Origin of the sequence: Fibrobacter succinogenes (genome assembly GCF_902779965.1) — a bacterium.
Classification (GTDB): Bacteria; Fibrobacterota; Fibrobacteria; order Fibrobacterales; family Fibrobacteraceae; genus Fibrobacter; species Fibrobacter succinogenes_F.
The window spans coordinates 25,927-45,315 of record NZ_CACZDK010000017.1 but is presented as its reverse complement, the minus strand read 5'-3'; the positions used below and the strand labels follow the sequence as shown (position 1 = coordinate 45,315).

14 protein-coding genes are annotated in these 19,389 nt (G+C 45.2%); 3 read left to right on the top strand and 11 right to left on the bottom strand.

Annotation, left to right across the window (positions count from 1 at the left end; genetic code table 11):
* Positions 1 to 109 precede the first annotated feature (109 nt).
* Positions 110 to 1,807 carry a GGDEF domain-containing protein gene (locus tag HUF13_RS08980; protein ID WP_173474810.1) on the top strand — a complete coding sequence of 566 codons (1,698 nt, stop codon included), beginning with the start codon at positions 110 to 112 and terminating at the stop codon, positions 1,805 to 1,807.
* On the opposite strand, the gene HUF13_RS08975 is transcribed toward HUF13_RS08980, so the two are convergent.
* Both HUF13_RS08975 and HUF13_RS08970 read right to left on the bottom strand, forming a co-directional pair.
* Positions 1,804 to 2,247 (bottom strand): hypothetical protein, encoded by a 444-nt coding sequence (locus tag HUF13_RS08975; protein WP_173474809.1) that lies wholly within the window; start codon positions 2,245 to 2,247, stop codon positions 1,804 to 1,806. The genes HUF13_RS08980 and HUF13_RS08975 overlap by 4 nt on opposite strands.
* Complete coding sequence (locus tag HUF13_RS08970; protein WP_173474808.1) at positions 2,244 to 3,491, bottom strand: hypothetical protein; 1,248 nt, start codon at positions 3,489 to 3,491, stop codon at positions 2,244 to 2,246. Before HUF13_RS08970 ends, HUF13_RS08975 begins: the two co-directional genes overlap by 4 nt.
* 161 nt (positions 3,492 to 3,652) lie before the next feature.
* Here HUF13_RS08970 and HUF13_RS08965 point away from each other — a divergent pair, with 161 nt between their 5' ends.
* Both HUF13_RS08965 and ligA read left to right on the top strand, forming a co-directional pair.
* A complete protein-coding gene (locus tag HUF13_RS08965) occupies positions 3,653 to 4,201 on the top strand; it encodes a manganese efflux pump MntP family protein (protein ID WP_173474807.1) in 549 nt (182 codons plus the stop codon).
* Between the two features lie 225 nt (positions 4,202 to 4,426).
* Entirely contained in the window at positions 4,427 to 6,601 is a 2,175-nt protein-coding gene (gene ligA, locus HUF13_RS08960) for an NAD-dependent DNA ligase LigA (RefSeq protein ID WP_173474806.1), read from the top strand.
* 119 nt (positions 6,602 to 6,720) lie between these two features.
* Here ligA and HUF13_RS17345 read toward each other — a convergent pair whose 3' ends face one another.
* The 9 genes from HUF13_RS17345 to HUF13_RS17320 all read right to left on the bottom strand — a co-directional run bounded on the left by HUF13_RS17345 (position 6,721) and on the right by HUF13_RS17320 (position 19,378).
* The gene (locus HUF13_RS17345; protein ID WP_304039011.1) at positions 6,721 to 7,038 is read right to left on the bottom strand and encodes a hypothetical protein; all 318 of its coding nucleotides are present in this window, start codon (positions 7,036 to 7,038) and stop codon (positions 6,721 to 6,723) included.
* A complete protein-coding gene (locus tag HUF13_RS17340; RefSeq protein ID WP_304039009.1) occupies positions 7,035 to 7,466 on the bottom strand; it encodes a hypothetical protein in 432 nt (143 codons plus the stop codon). Before HUF13_RS17340 ends, HUF13_RS17345 begins: the two co-directional genes overlap by 4 nt.
* The gene (locus HUF13_RS17335) at positions 7,420 to 8,214 is read right to left on the bottom strand and encodes a hypothetical protein (RefSeq protein WP_304039007.1); all 795 of its coding nucleotides are present in this window, start codon (positions 8,212 to 8,214) and stop codon (positions 7,420 to 7,422) included. The genes HUF13_RS17340 and HUF13_RS17335 overlap by 47 nt, the downstream gene beginning before the upstream one ends.
* Positions 8,215 to 8,218: 4 nt before the next feature.
* Entirely contained in the window at positions 8,219 to 8,794 is a 576-nt protein-coding gene (locus HUF13_RS17330; RefSeq protein WP_304039005.1) for a hypothetical protein, read from the bottom strand.
* Positions 8,795 to 9,146: 352 nt separating this feature from the next.
* On the bottom strand, positions 9,147 to 10,592 hold the full coding sequence (locus HUF13_RS08950) for a glycosyl hydrolase family 8 (RefSeq protein WP_173474805.1): 1,446 nt from the start codon (positions 10,590 to 10,592) through the stop codon (positions 9,147 to 9,149).
* A gap of 85 nt (positions 10,593 to 10,677) precedes the next feature.
* On the bottom strand, positions 10,678 to 12,339 hold the full coding sequence (locus tag HUF13_RS17325) for a hypothetical protein (protein ID WP_304039003.1): 1,662 nt from the start codon (positions 12,337 to 12,339) through the stop codon (positions 10,678 to 10,680).
* An 8-nt stretch (positions 12,340 to 12,347) separates the two neighbouring features.
* Positions 12,348 to 15,101 (bottom strand): TIGR02171 family protein, encoded by a 2,754-nt coding sequence (locus tag HUF13_RS08940; RefSeq protein WP_173474804.1) that lies wholly within the window; start codon positions 15,099 to 15,101, stop codon positions 12,348 to 12,350.
* A 257-nt stretch (positions 15,102 to 15,358) separates the two neighbouring features.
* On the bottom strand, positions 15,359 to 18,289 hold the full coding sequence (locus HUF13_RS08935) for a TIGR02171 family protein (RefSeq protein ID WP_173474803.1): 2,931 nt from the start codon (positions 18,287 to 18,289) through the stop codon (positions 15,359 to 15,361).
* Between the two features lie 213 nt (positions 18,290 to 18,502).
* Complete coding sequence (locus HUF13_RS17320; protein ID WP_304039001.1) at positions 18,503 to 19,378, bottom strand: hypothetical protein; 876 nt, start codon at positions 19,376 to 19,378, stop codon at positions 18,503 to 18,505.
* Between the last annotated feature and the right edge of the window lie 11 nt (positions 19,379 to 19,389).

Genomic DNA, 19,389 nt, shown 5'->3' with positions numbered 1-19,389 from the left:
GAATAAAAACGGGAAAAAGTATTAATTTTTTTTTACCTTTTCGCAAATTTTTTATTTACATTTAGAACGCTATTTTGGTGTAGATAGTATGGTCATTTAAGGGGCGAAAATGGATTACGTCATTTTCAGTAGTATATACAAAGATTTTAGGGATGCAATCTTAGATAATATTCCTGATATCATAGCGATGATTAAGCGCATCGCTATTGCAGTTCCTCCAATCTGCAATATTCTAAACATTGGTTATATCAAAGTAAAAATCGTAGCCCCGAGCTCCATTATAACCAAAGAGGGATTGAATGACGAGAGAATCATTTTTGAAGATGCGTCAGGTTATGAGCCCGTTCCCTTAATTCAAACATACAAAACTGGCGAAAACGGGATGGTCACCATCGAAGTTCGTGCCAAAAAAGGTCACAAATTCATAAACCCCGAACTTCAAGCAGTAAAGCTCATCTGCGACGATATTTTCATTTTTTCTGGCAGAGCTCGCCTCATGGGAGCAGTCCATAACGCAAGCCAGACCGACCCGATGACGGGTGCACCCAATACATCGCAACTCGTGCACCACAGTATCCAACTCAAGGCCAAGAACAAGCTGCAAAATTTCAGCAGCCTCTTCGTCAACCTCAAAAATTACAAGTACATAAATCAGTCCAAGTCCCCTGCTGTTGGAGACAGAGGAATCGTGACCTTTACGCATACTGTCATGGGCATGTGCCACGACGATGAAATGATTGCAAGGTTGGGTGGCGACAACTTCCTCATTCTTGTCAAAAAAGAAAACAGGGACATGTTCGTCAATACATTAAAAGCAATGCCTTTAATGGTCCCTGTTCCGCAAGGTCCACCTATTCCCCTTACGCTACATTGCCGCATTGGCGTTTACGACATTCAACAAGACGATTCGATGAACGAAATCATGCATTGCAGTTCCGTTGCATTGAACGATGCCAGACGCCATCCCGGAAACGACGTTGTCTATTTCGCCCAGAAAATGCTCGACGCCGTCTATCACGAAAAAGAAGTTTCGTCGCTATTCAACGATGCCCTGAAAAACAAAGAATTCATCGTTTACTACCAGCCTAAAGTTGACGTCCAAACGCAAACTCTTTGCGGATGCGAAGCTCTTGTCCGTTGGAAACGCGATGGGCAAATCGTTCCTCCCAATGACTTTTTACCCGTTCTCGAAAAAGAAGCTTCTATTTGCAAGCTCGATTTTTACGTATTCCACAAAGTCTGCGAAGATATCCATTCTTGGATTCAAGCAGGATATGAACCCGTTCGCGTGTCTTCCAATTTTTCAAGACTCCACTTGAGAAACCCGCACTTGACGGAAGATATCCTGAATACAATGAAGGAATTCAATATCGACAGCAAGTATATCGAAATCGAACTGACCGAAGCTTCGGATTTCGACGACAAGGTGGCCATGCAAAAATTCGTGGACGGTCTTCGTCAACACGGGATTACCGTTTCTATTGATGATTTCGGTACAGGCTACTCTACATTCAATGCCATCAAGGACTTGAATGTGAACGTCATTAAGCTTGATAAGTCGCTACTCGACCACATTGGCGGAGAAAATACTCACCATGACGAAGTTGTTATCAGAAACATGGTGAACATGATCAACGAGCTTAACCTTGAAGTTGTTGCCGAAGGTGTCGAAAATACAAAGCAGCTGGATTTTCTGCAGCACGCCAAATGCTCGACAATCCAGGGATTCCTTTTCGATAAGCCTCTTACTAAAGAAGACTTCGAAAAAAGACTTTCGAACAAGAAGACTTACACGCGCGAATCCTAAAAAAACATCCAGACGGCCATCCATAAAACGATTAGCCCGAACTCGATTTCTCTTGGGATTCTAACCATAAAACAACAGCCGAGAGCGATTTCTGCAATAGCGGCGAGGCGTATCCAAGGCGCCTCCGCTCCCGCTTGGTAAAGAGATACATTCCCGACCAGTTCCAACCATAGCCAAAATGTTTGGGCAAGCACCATAAAGCACCTGCGGTTTTCGCGAAGCCCCGTCGTAAAAACACATAATGTAAGCGCAAGCATGCGGAACGGGTAATTTTCCATCGCCGAAATAGCAAGATTCCCCGCAAAAGCCGTATAAAGGCAACTCGTCATGACAATCAAGAACATGACAAGCGTAATGCGGAGCATTCCCTTCATTTTCCAAAGGAACGCCGCAAAAATCAGGCACAAGAGGCACGCCACGGCATTGGCAAACATGCTCATTTACGTTTAGCCCTCCTACGCTTTTTAAAGCCTATATGCACAAAAGGTTGCAGACAGACTAACAGACAACTCACGTAAGCGCCAAACGGCCCCGCAAGCGTAATCCAATCCGATGTAAAATAACCATACGCTACAGCGGCAAGAACTCCGCATAACACAGGCAAACGTACCACTTTAAATTCCGGCGCTGAAAACGGAGAGTAATACTTTTTTTCTTCGGTATCGGGCATTTCTCCATCCGAACTATCGCTTTCCTCGCCCATCAAGATTTCATCGTTTTCAAAGAATCGCGAAAGCCAAAAACGAACGCCAAAGAATAAGGCAACAAACAACGTTCCCCCCGCAAACATGAGACTCAGATTGGCAAAGTTCACATTCGCAAAGAAATGAAAATCATTGTGGTTCACCACGAAATCGCACTTGAGTAAAATGCCGAACAGGATACTAAAGACCACGAGCATGCGCCCCCAAAGATTTTCACGCACGGCCTCAAAGAGCAACAACTGCGGGACCGCGCACGCCAATATGAACGAGGCAACACTTCCGCCACCTTTCAAAAGAATCAGCCAAAGGAACAATAGCGACATGAACCAGCTACAGAGCATCAGGAACCGCTCAATCATACGGTTGTAGTAATTTTCAAACGAGAGAAGGACAACCGAATTGGCAAGCCCCATGTAGAAAACACAAGCCATTACGTACAGCGGGAAGAATGATCCCAACCACACAGTATTTTCAAATTGCGCAAAGCCAAGCGCAAACGATGAGACGACCCAAAACACCGTCGGGAGAATTATCCATGCAAGTGGCCGCCTAATCTTAGCCAGTTCCTTGCAAAGCGCCAAATCTTCAGCTGAATCCGCCGCCACAAGATGCGTCACAAAAAACAGGAGCGAAATAAAACCAACAATTCCAATGCTATACACATCGCTATTGATCTTGATGGTGTTAGAATAGAGCAAAGAAAAAACTAACGCAACGACAAGACTGCAAAGAGAGCTCAGCTCCAACAACAGCGACGTGCGACGGTGGATTTTCACCTTCATGATAAGCAAGAATGCCGAAAGGAGAATCCCCGCCTGCGACATGCCGATCCAAAAGATGAAGAGCGTCTTGGGGAATTTCCAATTACTGCTATTGTGCAAAAGCAGTTCGAAGGAACCATCCCAAAACGAGCCCCCTACAGAAAGCAGGAGCAACACGCACAAAGCGATAAAAACAATTGTAAAGACTTTACTGTTCAATGCTCGCGCCTCCGGCGCAGTTGGTAGAACTTAGCCCGCTCCGCTCTTAGAACTTAGTTGGTAACTCTAAGCTCTAAGTTCTAAGTTCTGCCATCTAATATCTACAATATATTTTTTTATTTTTGCACTCGAAGATTCAAATGAAAAAAACATAACACAAAATGACCACCCTAGAAATCATCATCATCGCCATTGTTGAAGCGATGGACTGTTTTGCGGTCGCTATTTCGACCGGACTTTGCAAATCAAGCATTCGTTATAGCAGCGCATTTTTGCAGGCCGTGAGCTTTGGCGTTTTTCAGGGCGGCATGACGCTCCTCGGTTTTTTCCTGGGAAGTTTCGCAGAACGCTGGTTCAACGCCGTCGGAACGCCTATTGCCTGTGCGATTCTCTGCATCTTGGGCGGTCGCATGATTTTTGGAGCCATCAGGGGTGGCGACGAAGCAGTCTCATGCAAGCGTTTGAGCCTCACGAACATTTTGCTTTTGTCCATTGCGACAAGCATTGATGCCTTTGCCGTTGGAATTTCATTTGCGTTCATGAATGTGAACATGAATTTCGCCGTGAGCGCCATTGCATTTGCAAGTTTTGCAATGGGAATCATCGGTTTTGAAATCGGGCGCCATACCGCCAAGCGTTTTAAAACGAAAATTCCCGATTTTATCGCGGGCCTTATCCTCATCGCTATCGGCGTGAAGATGTTTGTTTAGTAGGAAGTAGACAGAACTTAATTGGCAGAACTTAGTTATAAGTTACTTCACCCTACGGGTGCTAGTTACTTTTTAGTTACTAGATACTAGTTAGTAGTTACTAGTGATTCTTAATATGAAATTCTCTAATAACTAGTAACTCGGAACTCTTAACTGTTGCGAAGCAACCTCAGTAACTAGTAACTCAGAACTAGTAACTTCTAAGTTCTTTCTATATTACATCCCATGAGTGAGCAGAAAGATATTGACCGTACCCGCTATTTTGAGTTAAAGAAACAACTGGAAGAAGCTAGCCGTCTTTATTACAAAGATGGTGTTTCGCCTATGAGCGACCAAGATTTCGACTTTGGGCTCAAGGAGATGGAAGCGCTCGAAGCGAAGTATCCGGAACTGCGCGGTAAGGAATCGCTCACACAACGGGTCGGTAGCGACCTCACAAACGATTTTGCGAAAGTGGCTCACGCCGTGCCCATGCTCAGCATCGCAAACGTCTACAGCGAAGAAGAAATGCACGAGTTCGTGACCGCCGCCGAAGAAGGGATCGCGGCAGTAGACGAGAGAACGGGCCTTCAGTCCTACAGACTAGAGACGAGAGACGAGAGATCCGCTCAGGATGACGAGAAGCGCGCGACATGGATTTGCGAGCGCAAGATTGACGGCGTATCGCTTTCGCTTGTTTACGAAAATGGTCGTTTGAAGCAAGCGGCGACACGCGGCGACGGAGTCCAAGGCGATGATGTAACGTTAAACGCTCTTACAATCAAAGATATTCCCGAACATTTTGACGCAAAGAAATTGAAAATCGACCCTAGCGAAATTCCGCAAGGAACATTCGAAGTCCGCGGCGAAGTCTACATGGAACGCGAAGCGTTCGAGCGTTTGAACGAACAATTCATTCTCGAAAACAAGAAGACTTTCCAAAATTGTCGCAACACGGTTTCGGGCTCGCTCAAGCTCAAGAGCGTTGCCGAATGCAAGACTCGCCCGATGCGCTTTTTCGCCTATCACATTCCGCAGAGCAACAATGCGACACACGAAGAAAACTTGAAGCAGCTCAAGCGTCTCGGATTCCACACGAACGATTACTGGACCGCAGACACGGTCGATGAAATCATGGCGATTTCAGAAAAGATTGGCGCAAGCCGCGACAGTCTCCCCTTCGACATCGACGGCATGGTCGTGAAGCTCAACGACCTTGCCATGCAGCGCGAGCTCGGCAGCACAAGCAAGAGCCCGCGTTGGGCCATCGCCTACAAGTTCAAGGCCGAGCGCGCCTACACTCCGCTTTTGTCTGTTGAATTTCAAGTGGGTCGCACGGGTGCGGTAACGCCAGTCGCAAACCTTGCACCAGTGCGCCTCGCAGGCACGACAGTGAAACGTGCCACCCTCCACAACTTCGACGAAGTCGCAAGACTTGACTTGCACTACGGCGACACCGTCGGCGTAGAGAAAGGTGGCGAAATCATTCCGAAAATCACGGATGTCAAAAAAGAACTGCGCCCTGCAGAAGCGTCCCCTGTCGTGGCCCCCGAAAAATGCCCCGTGTGTGGCGAACCGCTCACGCACATTGATGGCGAAGTAATCCTCCGTTGCGAGAACATGCACTGCCAAGCACAAGTGCAATGCCTGTTCGAACATTTCGTAAGCCGCGAAGCGATGAACATCGAAAATCTCGGGCCAGCGCTTATCGCAAGTCTCCTTGCGACAGGCAAAATCAAACGCATCCCCGACCTTTACCGCCTCACGCTCGAAGACTTGGAATCGCAAGACCGCATGGCAAAGAAGAGCGCGAAGAACGTCTATGACGCCATCGCCGCATCCAAGCAAAAGAGCCTCGAAAACCTGTTGCACGGCCTCGGCATCCGCTTTGTCGGCCGCACAAGCGCACGCAATATCGCTAAGCATTTCCGCACGCTAGAAAAAATTCGCACCGCCACCGTCGAAGAATTGCAGAACGTAACCGACGTCGGCGAACGCATCGGTAAATCCGTCTATGAATTTTTCCACACGCCGCTCTACACAAACGAAATCGATGAACTCGTAGCACTCGGCCTCCCGACTGAATTCAAGGGAATCGTCAAAACGCTGTTCCAAGGACAAACCGCCGTTATCACGGGAACGCTCCCGAACATGGACCGCGACGAAGCCCGCAAACTCATCGAAGAAAATGGTGGCAAAGTTTCCGGTTCCGTCAGTAAAAAGACAAGCTGGGTTTTGGCAGGCGAAGCGGCAGGTTCCAAGCTCACCAAGGCAAATGAGCTCGGGATTCCCGTACACGACGAAGCGTGGCTTATGGAGCAAATTGCAAATGCCGACGCATCCGATGATGATTCGAGCAACGAAAAAGCGGAGGCCACAACACCCTCCGCAAAAGAAGACCAGCTTTCGCTCAACCTCTAAACAAAGCCGAAACTTGATACCGAATTTGACCACAAGTCATAAAAAATCACCATCAAATTAAAAAAGCTCCCTCGTCAGAGGGAGCCTTTTTTCACAAACAGAATTTATGAGTTAGCGAATTAGCGAACTGCAATACGCTTCGTTGCGAGAACCTTGCGGCCTTCGACGAGACGAACAATCACAGCACCCTTGCCAGCAAACTTAGACATATCCAAGCTCATGGATGCGCCAGAGAAAGTCTTGGAAAGGAGCACGTCACCACGAACACTGAAGACCTTAACAGTCTTAGCGCCATTGGAGGTCGAAGCGATGCTCAAGGTGTTGTTCACGAATGCAATGTTGGACTTTGCTTCGACAGTAGCGGCGATAGCCGTTGTGCCGTTGTCGCGACCGTTAGACTTGAGAATAGGATTTTCGGTCTTCGGAGCCGGCTTCACGATTGGTTCGTCAAAGCAAGCAGTTTCAACCCACCACCAGGAGTCAACAGCTCTATTGTTGATCCATTGAAGCACTTGCCGTTGTAGTCGCCAGAGCCGTTTACGAATTCAACGCACTTGGAAACAACAACTTCGCTAGAGCTAGATTCAACGGAGCTGGAAGAAACTTCGCTGGAGCTGGATTCGACAGAGCTAGAAGATTCTTCGACGCTGGAGCTAGATTCTTCAACAGAGCTGGAAGATTCTTCGACGCTGGAGCTGGATTCTTCAACGGAGCTAGAAGATTCTTCGACGCTGGAGCTGGATTCTTCGACAGAGCTAGAAGATTCTTCAACGCTAGAGCTGGATTCAACAGAGCTGGAAGATTCTTCAACGCTGGAGCTAGAAACCGGTTCTGCACCGCAAGAAGTTGTCGTTAAGACCAGCATTGAAGCACTTGCCGTTGTAGTCGCCAGAGCCGTTTACGAATTCAACGCACTTGGAAACAACAACTTCGCTAGAGCTAGATTCTTCAACAGAGCTGGAAGATTCTTCAACGCTGGAGCTGGATTCTTCAACAGAGCTGGAAGATTCTTCAACGCTGGAGCTGGATTCTTCGACTGAGCTGGAAGATTCTTCAACGCTAGAGCTGGATTCTTCGACTGAGCTGGAAGATTCTTCAACACTAGAGCTGGATTCTTCGACTGAGCTGGAAGATTCTTCAACACTAGAGCTGGATTCTTCGACTGAGCTGGAAGATTCTTCAACGCTAGAGCTGGATTCTTCGACTGAGCTAGAAGATTCTTCAACACTGGAGCTGGATTCTTCGACTGAGCTGGAAGATTCTTCAACGCTAGAGCTGGATTCTTCGACTGAGCTAGAAGATTCTTCAACGCTGGAGCTGGATTCTTCGACTGAGCTAGAAGATTCTTCAACGCTAGAGCTGGATTCTTCGACTGAGCTGGAAGATTCTTCAACACTAGAGCTGGATTCTTCGACAGAGCTAGAAGATTCTTCAACACTAGAGCTGGATTCTTCGACTGAGCTGGAAGATTCTTCAACGCTGGAGCTAGAAGCCGGTTCTACACCGCAAGAAGTTTCAACCCACCACCAAGAGTCAACGGCTCTGTTGTTGATCCATTTTTCACGAACTTCGCCGCGATCCGGGTTCAGCTTATAGCACTTGCCAGCGGTCATGTCGTTAAGACCAGCATTGAAGCACTTGCCGTTGTAGGAAGCACTTGCCGTTGTAGTCGCCAGAGCCGTTTACGAATTCAACGCACTTGGAAACAACAACTTCGCTAGAGCTAGATTCAACGGAGCTGGAAGAAACAGCTTCGCTGGAGCTAGAAACCGGTTCTTCGGAGCTAGAAGAAACAGCTTCGCTAGAGCTAGAAACCGGTTCTTCAGAGCTAGAAGAAACAACTTCGCTAGAGCTAGAAACCGGTTCTTCAGAGCTAGAGGAAACAACTTCACTAGAACTAGATTCCGGTTCAACGCTGGAACTAGAAGCTGGTTCTTCAATGCATTCCGTCTCGCTCCACCACCATGTTTGGGAAACAATGTTGTTAATCCACTGCGGAACACCCTCTCTAGCACGATCCGCATTCATGGTATAGCACTTGCCTTTTTCCATATCAATAAGGCCGGAATTATAACAATGCTTGTTATAATCACCGACTCCGTTGACAAACGGAATGCAGGCGGCGCCGTCCTGAGCAAAAGCCATAGCAGAGGCCACGCCCAAGAACAATGATGTACTCTTAATGTTTTTCATTTATTTGCCTTTTTTTAGTTTATTTTAAGGTCAAATAAATTTAGTAAATGAATCGAACAAAATAAGCAAAAGCATACAAAAAATATACAACAACATCAAATTTTGCTTAAATTTCAATAAAAATAAGCAATTTTCGAGAATACGTAATTTAAATTTTACAGCTTAATTAACCTAAATTTAATTTAAACGATAACAATTATTTACAAAAAGCAAATAAAGATTTACAAACAAACAGGCGACGTTCAAAATATGTACAAATAGATACAAAAAAAGTCACTCTGAACATACTTGAGTAAAATCTCACAATGTTCAGAATGACGATTTGTTTACAAAAGTAAACAATTAAGTAAACTTAGTCTAACTTGACCTTCTTGAGATTTGAGATGCCGGCATTCTTGACGCGGACAACATAGAGACCGCTAGGAATATCATTCAGCGAAATCGAGACAGAACCCGTTGCGTTCTTATCGAACGACTTCACGACACTACCCGTCATCGAAATCACATCCACGCGAACATCGCCCTTAGCGCTCAATTCAAGCGTTCTGCCAGAAAGAGTCATCTTCGGAGCGCCTGCCGCCACAACGTTCAACGAGGTCGTGCTCGAAGAGCTTGATTCTACAGAACTCGAACTTACCGAAGCCGAACTCGAAGAAGTCGGATCAGAAGGCGTTGCGGCAGCAAGATTCGGCATGTTACCCGAAACAAGCAAGCCACAAAGAATTTTCAAAGACTGTTCGAAATATGCTTCTTCACCCAGCGAAACCGCCTCACTCCAAAATTCATCCAGTTTACCCTGACGAGACGCATCCGTTACCAAAGAGGTCATCAGAGTTGCTACAAAGGTACTGTTATGAGCCGCCCAGCTTTCAACACTGCCGTTACGGTTGATATTTCCACGAATATTTTTCGCGGCATTGCCACTCACCCATTTACCAAGCTTGTCCAACATCGTTTTCGCTTTTTCTTCGCCGAACCAATAAAAGTCTTGAGCCAAGCGCCAAGGCGTACGCGCAGCATCGTAACCATAGTTTCCATCCAAGCCCTTTCCGCTGGCATCGGACCAGTTGTCAAAAAGACCTGTAGAATATTCCGCGGAGTTCGCTTCCAGCAATGCATAGTTCGCTTTCATCGCCGTCGTTTTCCAAAATTCGGCATTTTCCGTATCCACGTCTGCAAACAACCTGTAATAAGCGGGCGCGATATAGGACGGATTTTTCTTGTCGTTCCAAGCATCACCCGGCTTATGGATGCCGTTCTCTTCGAACTCGTATTGCTTTACATTTTTCAAAAGCTTGCGGGCTTCGTCCAGATATTTGTCATCGCCGAACTGGTATGCAGCCATGATCAAGGCCGCCGCCACATCCATTTCCGCATCCGTTGCAGCATTCGCCTTGTTATCATACGGCCTCAAGCCGCCAAAAGACCAGTTCATAAGTCCGTGTTCATTGACCCCAGCCTTGTAGAATGCCCACAATTTATCAAACTGAGACTGATAGCTCGTTGTATTGTCGCTGAAATAGACCATCATCAACATGCCGTATCCGGTCCCTTCAGAAACAAAATTGTTGCTGCCCTTGTCTTTTTCAATTGCAGCATACGTTGCGTCTTCTTTATACTTGTCTTTCATGTAAAACGCGAACGCGGACTTCAACTGAGAAGCAGCTTCGTCCAAATTCGAAAGAACCACGCCATTTCCACCGTAATTGTTTTTTTGCGGAAACGGGAAGTTCACCTTAGCCTGAGCAAGACCAAACGCAACAAAACCAACAAGGCCAAATTTTACCAAAAAATTCATACCAACTCCTATGCCCAAAGGGCCGTTAAATCTATATTAAAATAAAATTTTAATGACAAAATTTAAATTATTTTAGTCATACGTTTTAGCGTTCTGTGCGGTCCATCACGACAAAAAGAGTATCGCGGTACACAACGTGCCAATTATCGACAGAATCAAGTGCGGCAAGCAATTTATCCCAGCGGGCATAATAGCGGAGCGGCAGCACAACGCGGTCCATGTTCTGCAATTCCGCATCATGGAGAAATACTCGCGGAGACTCCGCATACCGCAAATAATTCTCGAAAAATTTCGCTGTTTTAAGGATAAAGCGCCCATCGATATACGTCGAATCAGACGGATTCACAAACGCCAAATAGCCCCCCGCGCGGTCATCATTAAAGAGCCTACCCGAATGCGGATGCGATTTCATCCATTCGGCAGCAGCAACTGGCACGCGCTGGTACGCGACCATGGAATCGTAGGCCAACAGCGATTTTACCCAAAGGCCAAGGAGGAAAGCTATTAAGACGAGAGACGAGAGACGAAAGACGAGAGATGAGAGATGAGAATAGGAAGTAGACGGTTGAGAGATTTTAGAATTTAGTGGCGTATGCGCGGAACCGAAGGATCTCAAAACAACGGCAAAAAATACAGGCAAGAAGAGCACAAAATTGCGTTCGGCGATAAGCGCGAGGATCGCAGTTACCAAAAGCCATAAAGCACAGAATCCGGCATTACCGAAATAAAATTCAACACGCTCCGTAGAGTTCGTTAATGACGTATTTTCAACACTTCCCGACTGACGTAAACGAAGAACCGCAGCAACAATTCCAGCAACGCACAACACAATCATCAGTGACGATTGCAACACATTCTCCCCCGCCATCAAAAGCGTTATGGGCGAACGATTTTCGGCAATTTCGCTAGCAAAGACCGCAGCTGAAGGCGAAAGCCCGAGCAATCTGTCTAACAAGCCAAACGGATACAAGAACAAATTCAAGCCTTCACGATGGGCAAAAGGCATCGTCAAAAGCATCATCACCAAAATAAACGGCAACATACATTTTGAAGGCTCCAGCTTTTTCCAAGCTCGAAAATTCCACAATTTGTGTCCAGAAACAAATACAATACACGCAAAAATCGGGCCTAGAATGTAAAGCCCTTGGCTCTTGCACCAAAGCCATTGCAAAACAAAAACTAGCAAGACCCAAAAGCTAGAATGGCGCGACACATTCCCTATAATCAACCGCGGCAAAATGTTCCAGTAAACGCCAAGGAACAAAAGCGAAAAAAGCACGGGGCGAATTTCAAATTGATAACGGAAAATAAAGAGGATGGTTGCAAAAATCGCCAAAAGCAATATTGATTGTTTCACCCCTACGGGGTTTGCCATAACGTTGTCTTGAAGATCTGGGGTAAGCCTTTCCGATGCATTTTCAGGATGACAAGTGCAAAGCATTTTCTGCGGCATTGTCCGCTGTGGATTTCGCACCGAAGGCCATAGGAAAAGAGCAAAAACGCAGCCCCATAAAATCGCCTTGAACACAACAAGCAACGAAGCGCCGCCAACGTTATAAACAAAAGCGACTGTTTGCTGAAAAAACTCGTGCACGTTTACAACAGGTTCGCGGACCGGAGTCCATGTCGTCACCCATTCACGCGCACAAGCCAAATGCCACCAGATATCGGTATCCGTCAGCGGAAACACGGCAAACAGCGCAACAATAGCACTTATTGCAAAAGCAACCGTTTGGCGCACCATCATAAAAGGCTTTACTTCATTGTAGCTTTTAACAGAGAATCAAGACGGCTCGCCATAATTTGAGCACCAATAAGTCCCAAATGATCTTCGTTGGCAAAAGCTTCAGGCGCAAAATCATGATTCCCATCATGGTACTCATCAAGCACTGCAAAATTCGGATACGTTTTGGTCAGTTCCAACACGGCATCTTGCATAATTTTTGCGGCACCACGGGTAGGTCCGTAACGCCCCCAAGCATTAGTTTTCAAAAAATTCCGCGATTGAGGATAAACAACACCTACAACGAAAACATCATGGTTGCGAGCCATTTTCAAAATTTCCGTCAGCTTTTGTAAGTTAAAGTCAAAGCCCGATTGATCAATTTTAAACCAGTTGGAATCATTAGCAATTTCAGGATTCGGGGCACCCCATCCTTGCGCCGGATCATAATACAAACCACGATGATAACCAAACATTCCATATTCAGATTCCGTCGGATTCAAAGCAGCCTGCGAAGCTGCAACCATATCTCCAATCAATCCGTCTTGCCAATAGCCATGATTTTTATCGTATTCATAACCCGGAATATTACCAAACCAAACTTTAAAATTTTCATCCTTAACATACCAACGGTCATAATCCAATGTCAATGCAAGAACTTTCAATTTCGGCATCAACGGTAAGATATAGTTTTTCGTAAAGAACGCTGTACTTTCCAGATCCTGCGCCGAGTATGCCATATTGAGAGCAAAACCAAATTTAATGCTTTCAGGATCCATACCCGCAAACGATCTCGAAGAACCGATGATAACAATCTCCGTAGTATCCCTATACTTCCAAAAATAATCCATTTTGACTTTCATGATTCGAGTTGCAATATCCGTGGTCTCTGTCATATAGACACCAGCGCTATCGGGATCAAGTTTGCCATTTTTGATAGCGGACGTGTTCTGGATCCACAAACTCGGATGCCAAAGTTCATTGCCTTCGGCGAGTTCTACGACCGAGCTATCAGACAAATTCACAAGAACAATTTTCGTATTGGCCCCATTTACATTCGTAAGCGTTGCAACAGCAAGGTTCTCGCCACCCGTAGTCCATTCGCTATGGTCAAAGGAATAGCCGCTCGGAGATGCAACAGATTGAACAAGCTTACCCGTCGAATCGGCTATGAGCAAACGTTCATGCGTGCCGTAATCTTTTCCGACAAATTCACGCCCCATCTTGTTCTTCCCAGATTTTTCGTTGGCTCCGAAATCAAGGAATAAAGTACGCTTGCTGCCATCGTTGGCAAGAGATGCATTGCAAGCCTGTTCCTCGCCAAACCACACCGTATCGATTGCCGATTTCATAATTGTCGAGCCCGGCTTTGCTATACGAGCACGCAAAAGGCGAGCGCCAGTAACAGCAAGTTTATCGTCTTCACTGATGCCACCATGGTAAGCGCCATCGAAAAGTTTTTCAGGCTTGCCAAACTTTCCATTCGCGAATTTCACCTGCCAAGTCGAAGTGGACTTGAACGATGCGTCTTCCTTATTGCTGCCAGGATTCGACACATAAACAATGACAGTATCGCCGTTGTCAAGGACGCGCCAGCGCGGAATCGCAGCACCCTTCACTTCCAACTTTACAAGATTAGACCCCTCAGCATTCAGATCGCGAACATAAATGGTCGATGTATCACTGTTTATTCCTTCAAACCCCGTGCTGAAAGCCACCTTCTTTCCATCTGGCGAAATCTCAGGATGATAGGAATCTATCTTATCTGAAATTTCTGTAACAGAAAGGATTCCACTGGAATAATCCACAAAAGCAATATTACCCGTGACATCATTGCGAAACGCCAGTTTCACTTTATACGTTCCCGTTTCGGAACGCATCTTGGCAGAATTTGCAAGAGCCACAATACGACTTGTCGCCGCCTTGCCATCGGCCCCCATCCACGTTGCACCAGGAATCGCACCATAAGCAAGACGGAAACCCACATAATCAGCACGAGTCGAAGATGTCACCGTATAAACATCGCCACGATTGTACCTATTGATGGATTCCGACGAACTGCGGTAACTACCACCTTTTACAATGCGGTGTCCCAAGGAACCGCCATCAGGCGCACCGACATAATCGGTCAAGGTCGTATCGCGGAAATTGCCAAGCCAGTCATTCACCCATTCCATGGCATTACCAAGCATATCGCAAATTGCAACATCGGACTTGACTTTGCTACAGACTTCGTGCAATTTATAATCAGAGTTTTCAGCGATCCAAGCCTCTGACGAATTCCAATAACTTTGGGCAACAAGCATCCACTCTGCTTCCGTCGGCATGCGGTAACCTTTCTTTTCAGGATGGAACGCAAAGCCATCTAAATTTGTACAATGTTTATTGTTGTCAAGCGAGGCGTTGTTATATGTGTAAACAGTATCGAGGTTTTCAGCCTTGCTGCGAGCATTCGCGTACAGCACAGCATCATAATAAGTGACATCTGTTGCCGGCAAACTATTTTTTTCGCATTTAAGAGAAAGCCCTGTTGCAGATTTCATGAGCGTGTTAAAATCACCACAAGTCACTTCGTTTTTACCAAACAAGAAATCATAAGTAAAAACAACTTTCATTTGCGGACGTTCATCCGCCTTTGCAGAGACTTCATTTGAGCCCAACAGAACAGAGCTATTTACAGCTTTAATCTTTTCCATTCCAGGAAGAGATTCTGGCAAATCACTCAGACTTACAGAAACTCCATCGGAATCGGAGCAGGATATAAGCTGCAATACCGAAAAAAACATTGCAAAACCCCAATACAGTTTTTTCATATCACCTCACTGTTACAAGCAAAGATTCAAACTTAAAAAAAAATAAAAAAAATTTGGGCTCACGTGTCATTTGGATACCTGAATTCGTCGCAATCCCTTTATGGAACCGGTGCAGACCTTATTTTTCTGCATACTTTCGTTGCTGAAATCAACCCTAGAAAGCGAAAAATGTCGCCCACAGACTTTGCAGAACCATCTCTAGAGACCTCAAAGGCCATTTCATCAAAATCCTACTTTTTCGAAGAGCTACTCGAATTTAACGACTTGATAAACGAGTCCAAACGCTTCGAGAATTGCTTCGCCCCAGCCTCATTCAGATGGTCATAGTCATTCGACATCGAAGACGGATAATCATGATTGCCTAACTTATTTTCGTCAAAAACATAGAAGTTCGACTTGCCTTCGGCCCACGTCTTGATTTCGTCAATGAGCTTTTCGGCATGACTACGGCGCATACCATGACGCCCATAAGCCCCCGTTTTCTTGTAATACGGGCTAATCGGGAATATCAAGCCAATAACAATAATATCGCGTTCCTTGGCCAAGCGCACCATATCTTTTAATTTATCTATATCACCCGAGAAAATGGCCAAGCATTGCCCAAACTCATGTTTAGCCAAGCACTCGTTCAAACTTGTATCGGCAACACAGACATTCATGTGATTAGACATGCAAGTTTTTTGGTCAAAATCAACTAAGCAATTGGCAAAATTCTTATTGAACAAGCAATCACTCCACGTCGAATCGCCACCAATAACAGGAGCCACGCCGTTGTCATCGGTCCATCCACTATTATCATTAGCGGCATACCACCCGCGTTCTTTTATTACAGACTCATCAGGAGCATTTTCTAAAACGAGTTCCACAAACTTTTCATCAACGCCTTCTGGGTAAAATTCATGGTTTTCATCGTATTCAAATCCAAGAGCCCCACCCTTGCCTTCATTGATATCCGTGCGTTCATCGATATTAGACCACAAATCCGGATCAATGCTCACAACAATGTATTTCACATTAGAAGCATGATTCATGATATAATTTTTAAAGAGGTAATGAGAGCAATGCATATCGCAAGGCACAACACCCATGTTCATAGACGAAACGCTCATCACAAACGGATCAAAGCCCGACCACATGTGCGAATTTCCAAGCCCTATCAATTCTACAGAATCTTTGAGTTTCCAGAACATCGGCATTTTATGAGAAAGCAAAGAGTTTGTCTGATTTGCAGCAGAAACATAAACGCCAACGCTATCCGCATCCCAATTCGACGATTCCGAGGAAATACCAGTCGATACCCAGAAGCACGGATGCCAAATTTCTTCACCTTCGACAAGAACCGTTACCGAGCTATCCTTGGTATTCACCAGCGCGATTTGCTTGTGAGCTCCATCAGCATTCGCAAGCGTCACAACGGCAACATTTTCATCATTCAGTACCCATTCGCTGTGGTCAAACGTGTAACCCGATGGAGCGCCTACAGACGAGACCAACTTCCCTTCGCTATTGGCAATGAACAAGCGTTCATGCACGCGATACTTGGAACCCACAAATTTGATTCCAGTTTCGCTAGCAAAATCAAGGAATAACGTGCGTTTCGATGTTTTATTCAAAGAAGCATTGCAAGCCTGTTCGCCATTATACCATAAAGTATCTTTGGCTTTCGACTTAACGGTCGCCCCCTTCGCAGCGATACGAGCGCGCAATACACGAGCCCCCGTCACAGTCAACAATTTATCTTCGCTAATACCGCCATGATAAGCGCCATCGAAAAGTTTTTCCGGCTTGCCAAATTTTCCATTAGCAAATTTCACTTGCCACGTCGAAGCCGATTTAAACGTAGATTCGTCCTTATTATTGCCGGCATCGGACACATAGACAATCACCGTATCCCCATTTTCGAGCACATGCCAACGCGGAATCGCAGCGCCTTTCACATCCAACTTTACAAGGTTAGAACCTTCGGCATTCAAATCACGGACATAAATCGACGATGCGTCACTTTTACTTCCTTCAAGTCCCGTGCAGAACGCAACATGCTTTCCGTCTGGAGAAATGTCCGGATGATAAACATTTATCGTATCCTTAATTTCAACAATCGCAGGCGAAATTTTTCTAAAATCAACAAACACCAAATTCTTGGTATTGTCATTTCTAAATGCAAGTTTAGATTTTGAGGTTCCAAAAAGCGGCGAAATATTTTTTACGCTAGCAACAATCGAAAGATTCGAAGCAACAGCAGCCCCCGAAGCATCGAGCCAAACCGGATTTTCAATTTTTCCATACGCCAAACGGAATCCCAAATAATCGGCAGCACTTGTACCCGTCACCGTATAGACATCGCCACGAGCATACAAGTTTATCATAGAAGATTCTGTTCTATAGCTTCCGCCCTTGATAACGCGTTCACCAAGATTACCACCATCGACACCACCCACGTAATTCGTAATCGATGTATCGCGGAAATTGCCAAGCCAGTCGTTCACCCATTCGGTCACATTTCCGAGGAAATCGCACAAGCCATTTTCATCTTTCTTCGAGCAAACTTCATGTACCTTGGAACCAGAATTATCTGCATTCCAGCTCTTATCAACATTAAAAGACAATCCGGCTGCAAAAATCCATTCCGCTTCCGTCGGCAAACGGAACGCATCGACTTCAGGCTTAAATACAAAACCGTTCAAAAGAGTGCAATGGCCTTTTTTATCAAATTCAGCTGACGAATACGAATAAGCAGTATCTAATCCTGCGGCTTTACTTTTCGCATTCGCATAGAGAACGGCATCGTAATACGTTACATTAGTTGCAGGCAATGATTGTTTTTCGCAGTCTAACTTGACGCCTTTCTTTCCGTCCATCAACGAATTAAATTCGCCACACGTAACTTCGTGCTTGCCAATCTGGAAATCGTAGGAGAACTTGACATCCATTTGCGGACGCTCATTAGCTTTTGCCGACCTGGCATTCGTTCCCATTTCAGCATACTTGCCTGCAGAACGAATCAATGCAAAGCCTTCTTGCAATGTAACACCAGTACAATTTTCTTGGGAGCTGCAAACGAGAGACGAACCCATTTCTGTCTGCGTCGGAGAATCATCCGAGCAAGAGAGAAAAAGTGAGCCTAATAGAAAAGATGTTCCGACAAAGATCGCTTTTTTCATTCCCCAAAAATATAAATTTATACCTGAAAAAGCAAACTATTTTAATGTTTGCAACAGAGAATCCAAGCGCAAAATCAGAGCAGTTGCCCCTGAATGCTGAGATAGTCCGTATTCACGGCCCATTTGTCTAGAGTCTCTTTATTTGATTTAGAGCACACATCATGCGGTTTGTAATATGAATAATTAACATTTTTGCGCCCCTTGTTAAATTATTCACTTTTTTAATTTATATAGCAGCGAATCCAATCTTCGCGTAAATTGTTGTGCACCAGAAGCACTCAAATGATCGGTATTATAAGCCATAACACCGGTGTAATCATGTGCCCCAAATTTATTTTCATCAAATAAAATGACATTCAAGGCCTTTACAGAATCAATAATATTCTTAGCATAGCTACGTCTTGGACCATACACGGGCAACAAGAAATCGTCCAAATTATACGGATGCATCAAAGCCGTTTCCGAGCGCGGAGTAACCTTTATGGCATCCAAAAAATGCTCCAGCAAGCCATCAACCCAGAAATTGTGATTTTCATCATACTTAAAACCAGGAACTTTATCATAGACAACATTATTCCAAGTAGAATATCCATCGTACCATAAAAAGTCCGGGGACATTTCTAAAACAAGAACTTTCAATTTTTTCAAATGATTTAGCACATAATTGACAAACAGATAAGACATTCCCGTCATCTGCGCGTTAGAAAATCCCATATTCAACAAGTAATGCGACTTGATGTTTTTGTCATACAAAGCAAACATCGTACGCGAAGAACCTAGAGCGACAGCGGTAATACTATCGCGTTTTTCCCAGAATCGTTGCATTTTTACGCGGAGTTCCAAAGCGCTGTAAAAAGCGCTTGACAGATAATAAACACCAGCGCTATCCGTGTCCAAATCTTTGCTATTGTAATTATTTTTTGAATGCCATAAGCATGGATGCCAAATTTCTTCACCTTCGACAAGAGTCTTCACCGTGCTATCAGATAAATTAATTAGCACATTTTTTTGATGTGCGCCATTGGCATTAGAAAGTGAAGCCACGGCGTAATTCGAACCACCAAGCACCCATTCCGCATGGTCAAACATAAAGCCATTCG

What these genes read in the sequence shown, in the direction of transcription:
- HUF13_RS17335 (WP_304039007.1), bottom strand. Translation starts at nt 8,214, where the DNA reads ATGACCGCTGGCAAGTGCTATAAGCTGAACCCGGATCGCGGCGAAGTT.
- HUF13_RS08935 (WP_173474803.1), bottom strand. Translation starts at nt 18,289, where the DNA reads ATGAAAAAAGCGATCTTTGTCGGAACATCTTTTCTATTAGGCTCACTT.
- HUF13_RS17330 (WP_304039005.1), bottom strand. Translation starts at nt 8,794, where the DNA reads ATGAAAAACATTAAGAGTACATCATTGTTCTTGGGCGTGGCCTCTGCT.
- HUF13_RS08950 (WP_173474805.1), bottom strand. Translation starts at nt 10,592, where the DNA reads ATGAATTTTTTGGTAAAATTTGGCCTTGTTGGTTTTGTTGCGTTTGGT.
- HUF13_RS17340 (WP_304039009.1), bottom strand. Translation starts at nt 7,466, where the DNA reads ATGCTGGTCTTAACGACAACTTCTTGCGGTGCAGAACCGGTTTCTAGC.
- HUF13_RS08975 (WP_173474809.1), bottom strand. Translation starts at nt 2,247, where the DNA reads ATGAGCATGTTTGCCAATGCCGTGGCGTGCCTCTTGTGCCTGATTTTT.
- HUF13_RS08940 (WP_173474804.1), bottom strand. Translation starts at nt 15,101, where the DNA reads ATGTTTTTTTCGGTATTGCAGCTTATATCCTGCTCCGATTCCGATGGA.
- HUF13_RS08965 (WP_173474807.1), top strand. Translation starts at nt 3,653, where the DNA reads ATGACCACCCTAGAAATCATCATCATCGCCATTGTTGAAGCGATGGAC.
- HUF13_RS17325 (WP_304039003.1), bottom strand. Translation starts at nt 12,339, where the DNA reads ATGATGGTGCGCCAAACGGTTGCTTTTGCAATAAGTGCTATTGTTGCG.
- ligA (WP_173474806.1), top strand. Translation starts at nt 4,427, where the DNA reads ATGAGTGAGCAGAAAGATATTGACCGTACCCGCTATTTTGAGTTAAAG.
- HUF13_RS17320 (WP_304039001.1), bottom strand. Translation starts at nt 19,378, where the DNA reads ATGTTTGACCATGCGGAATGGGTGCTTGGTGGTTCGAATTACGCCGTG.
- HUF13_RS08980 (WP_173474810.1), top strand. Translation starts at nt 110, where the DNA reads ATGGATTACGTCATTTTCAGTAGTATATACAAAGATTTTAGGGATGCA.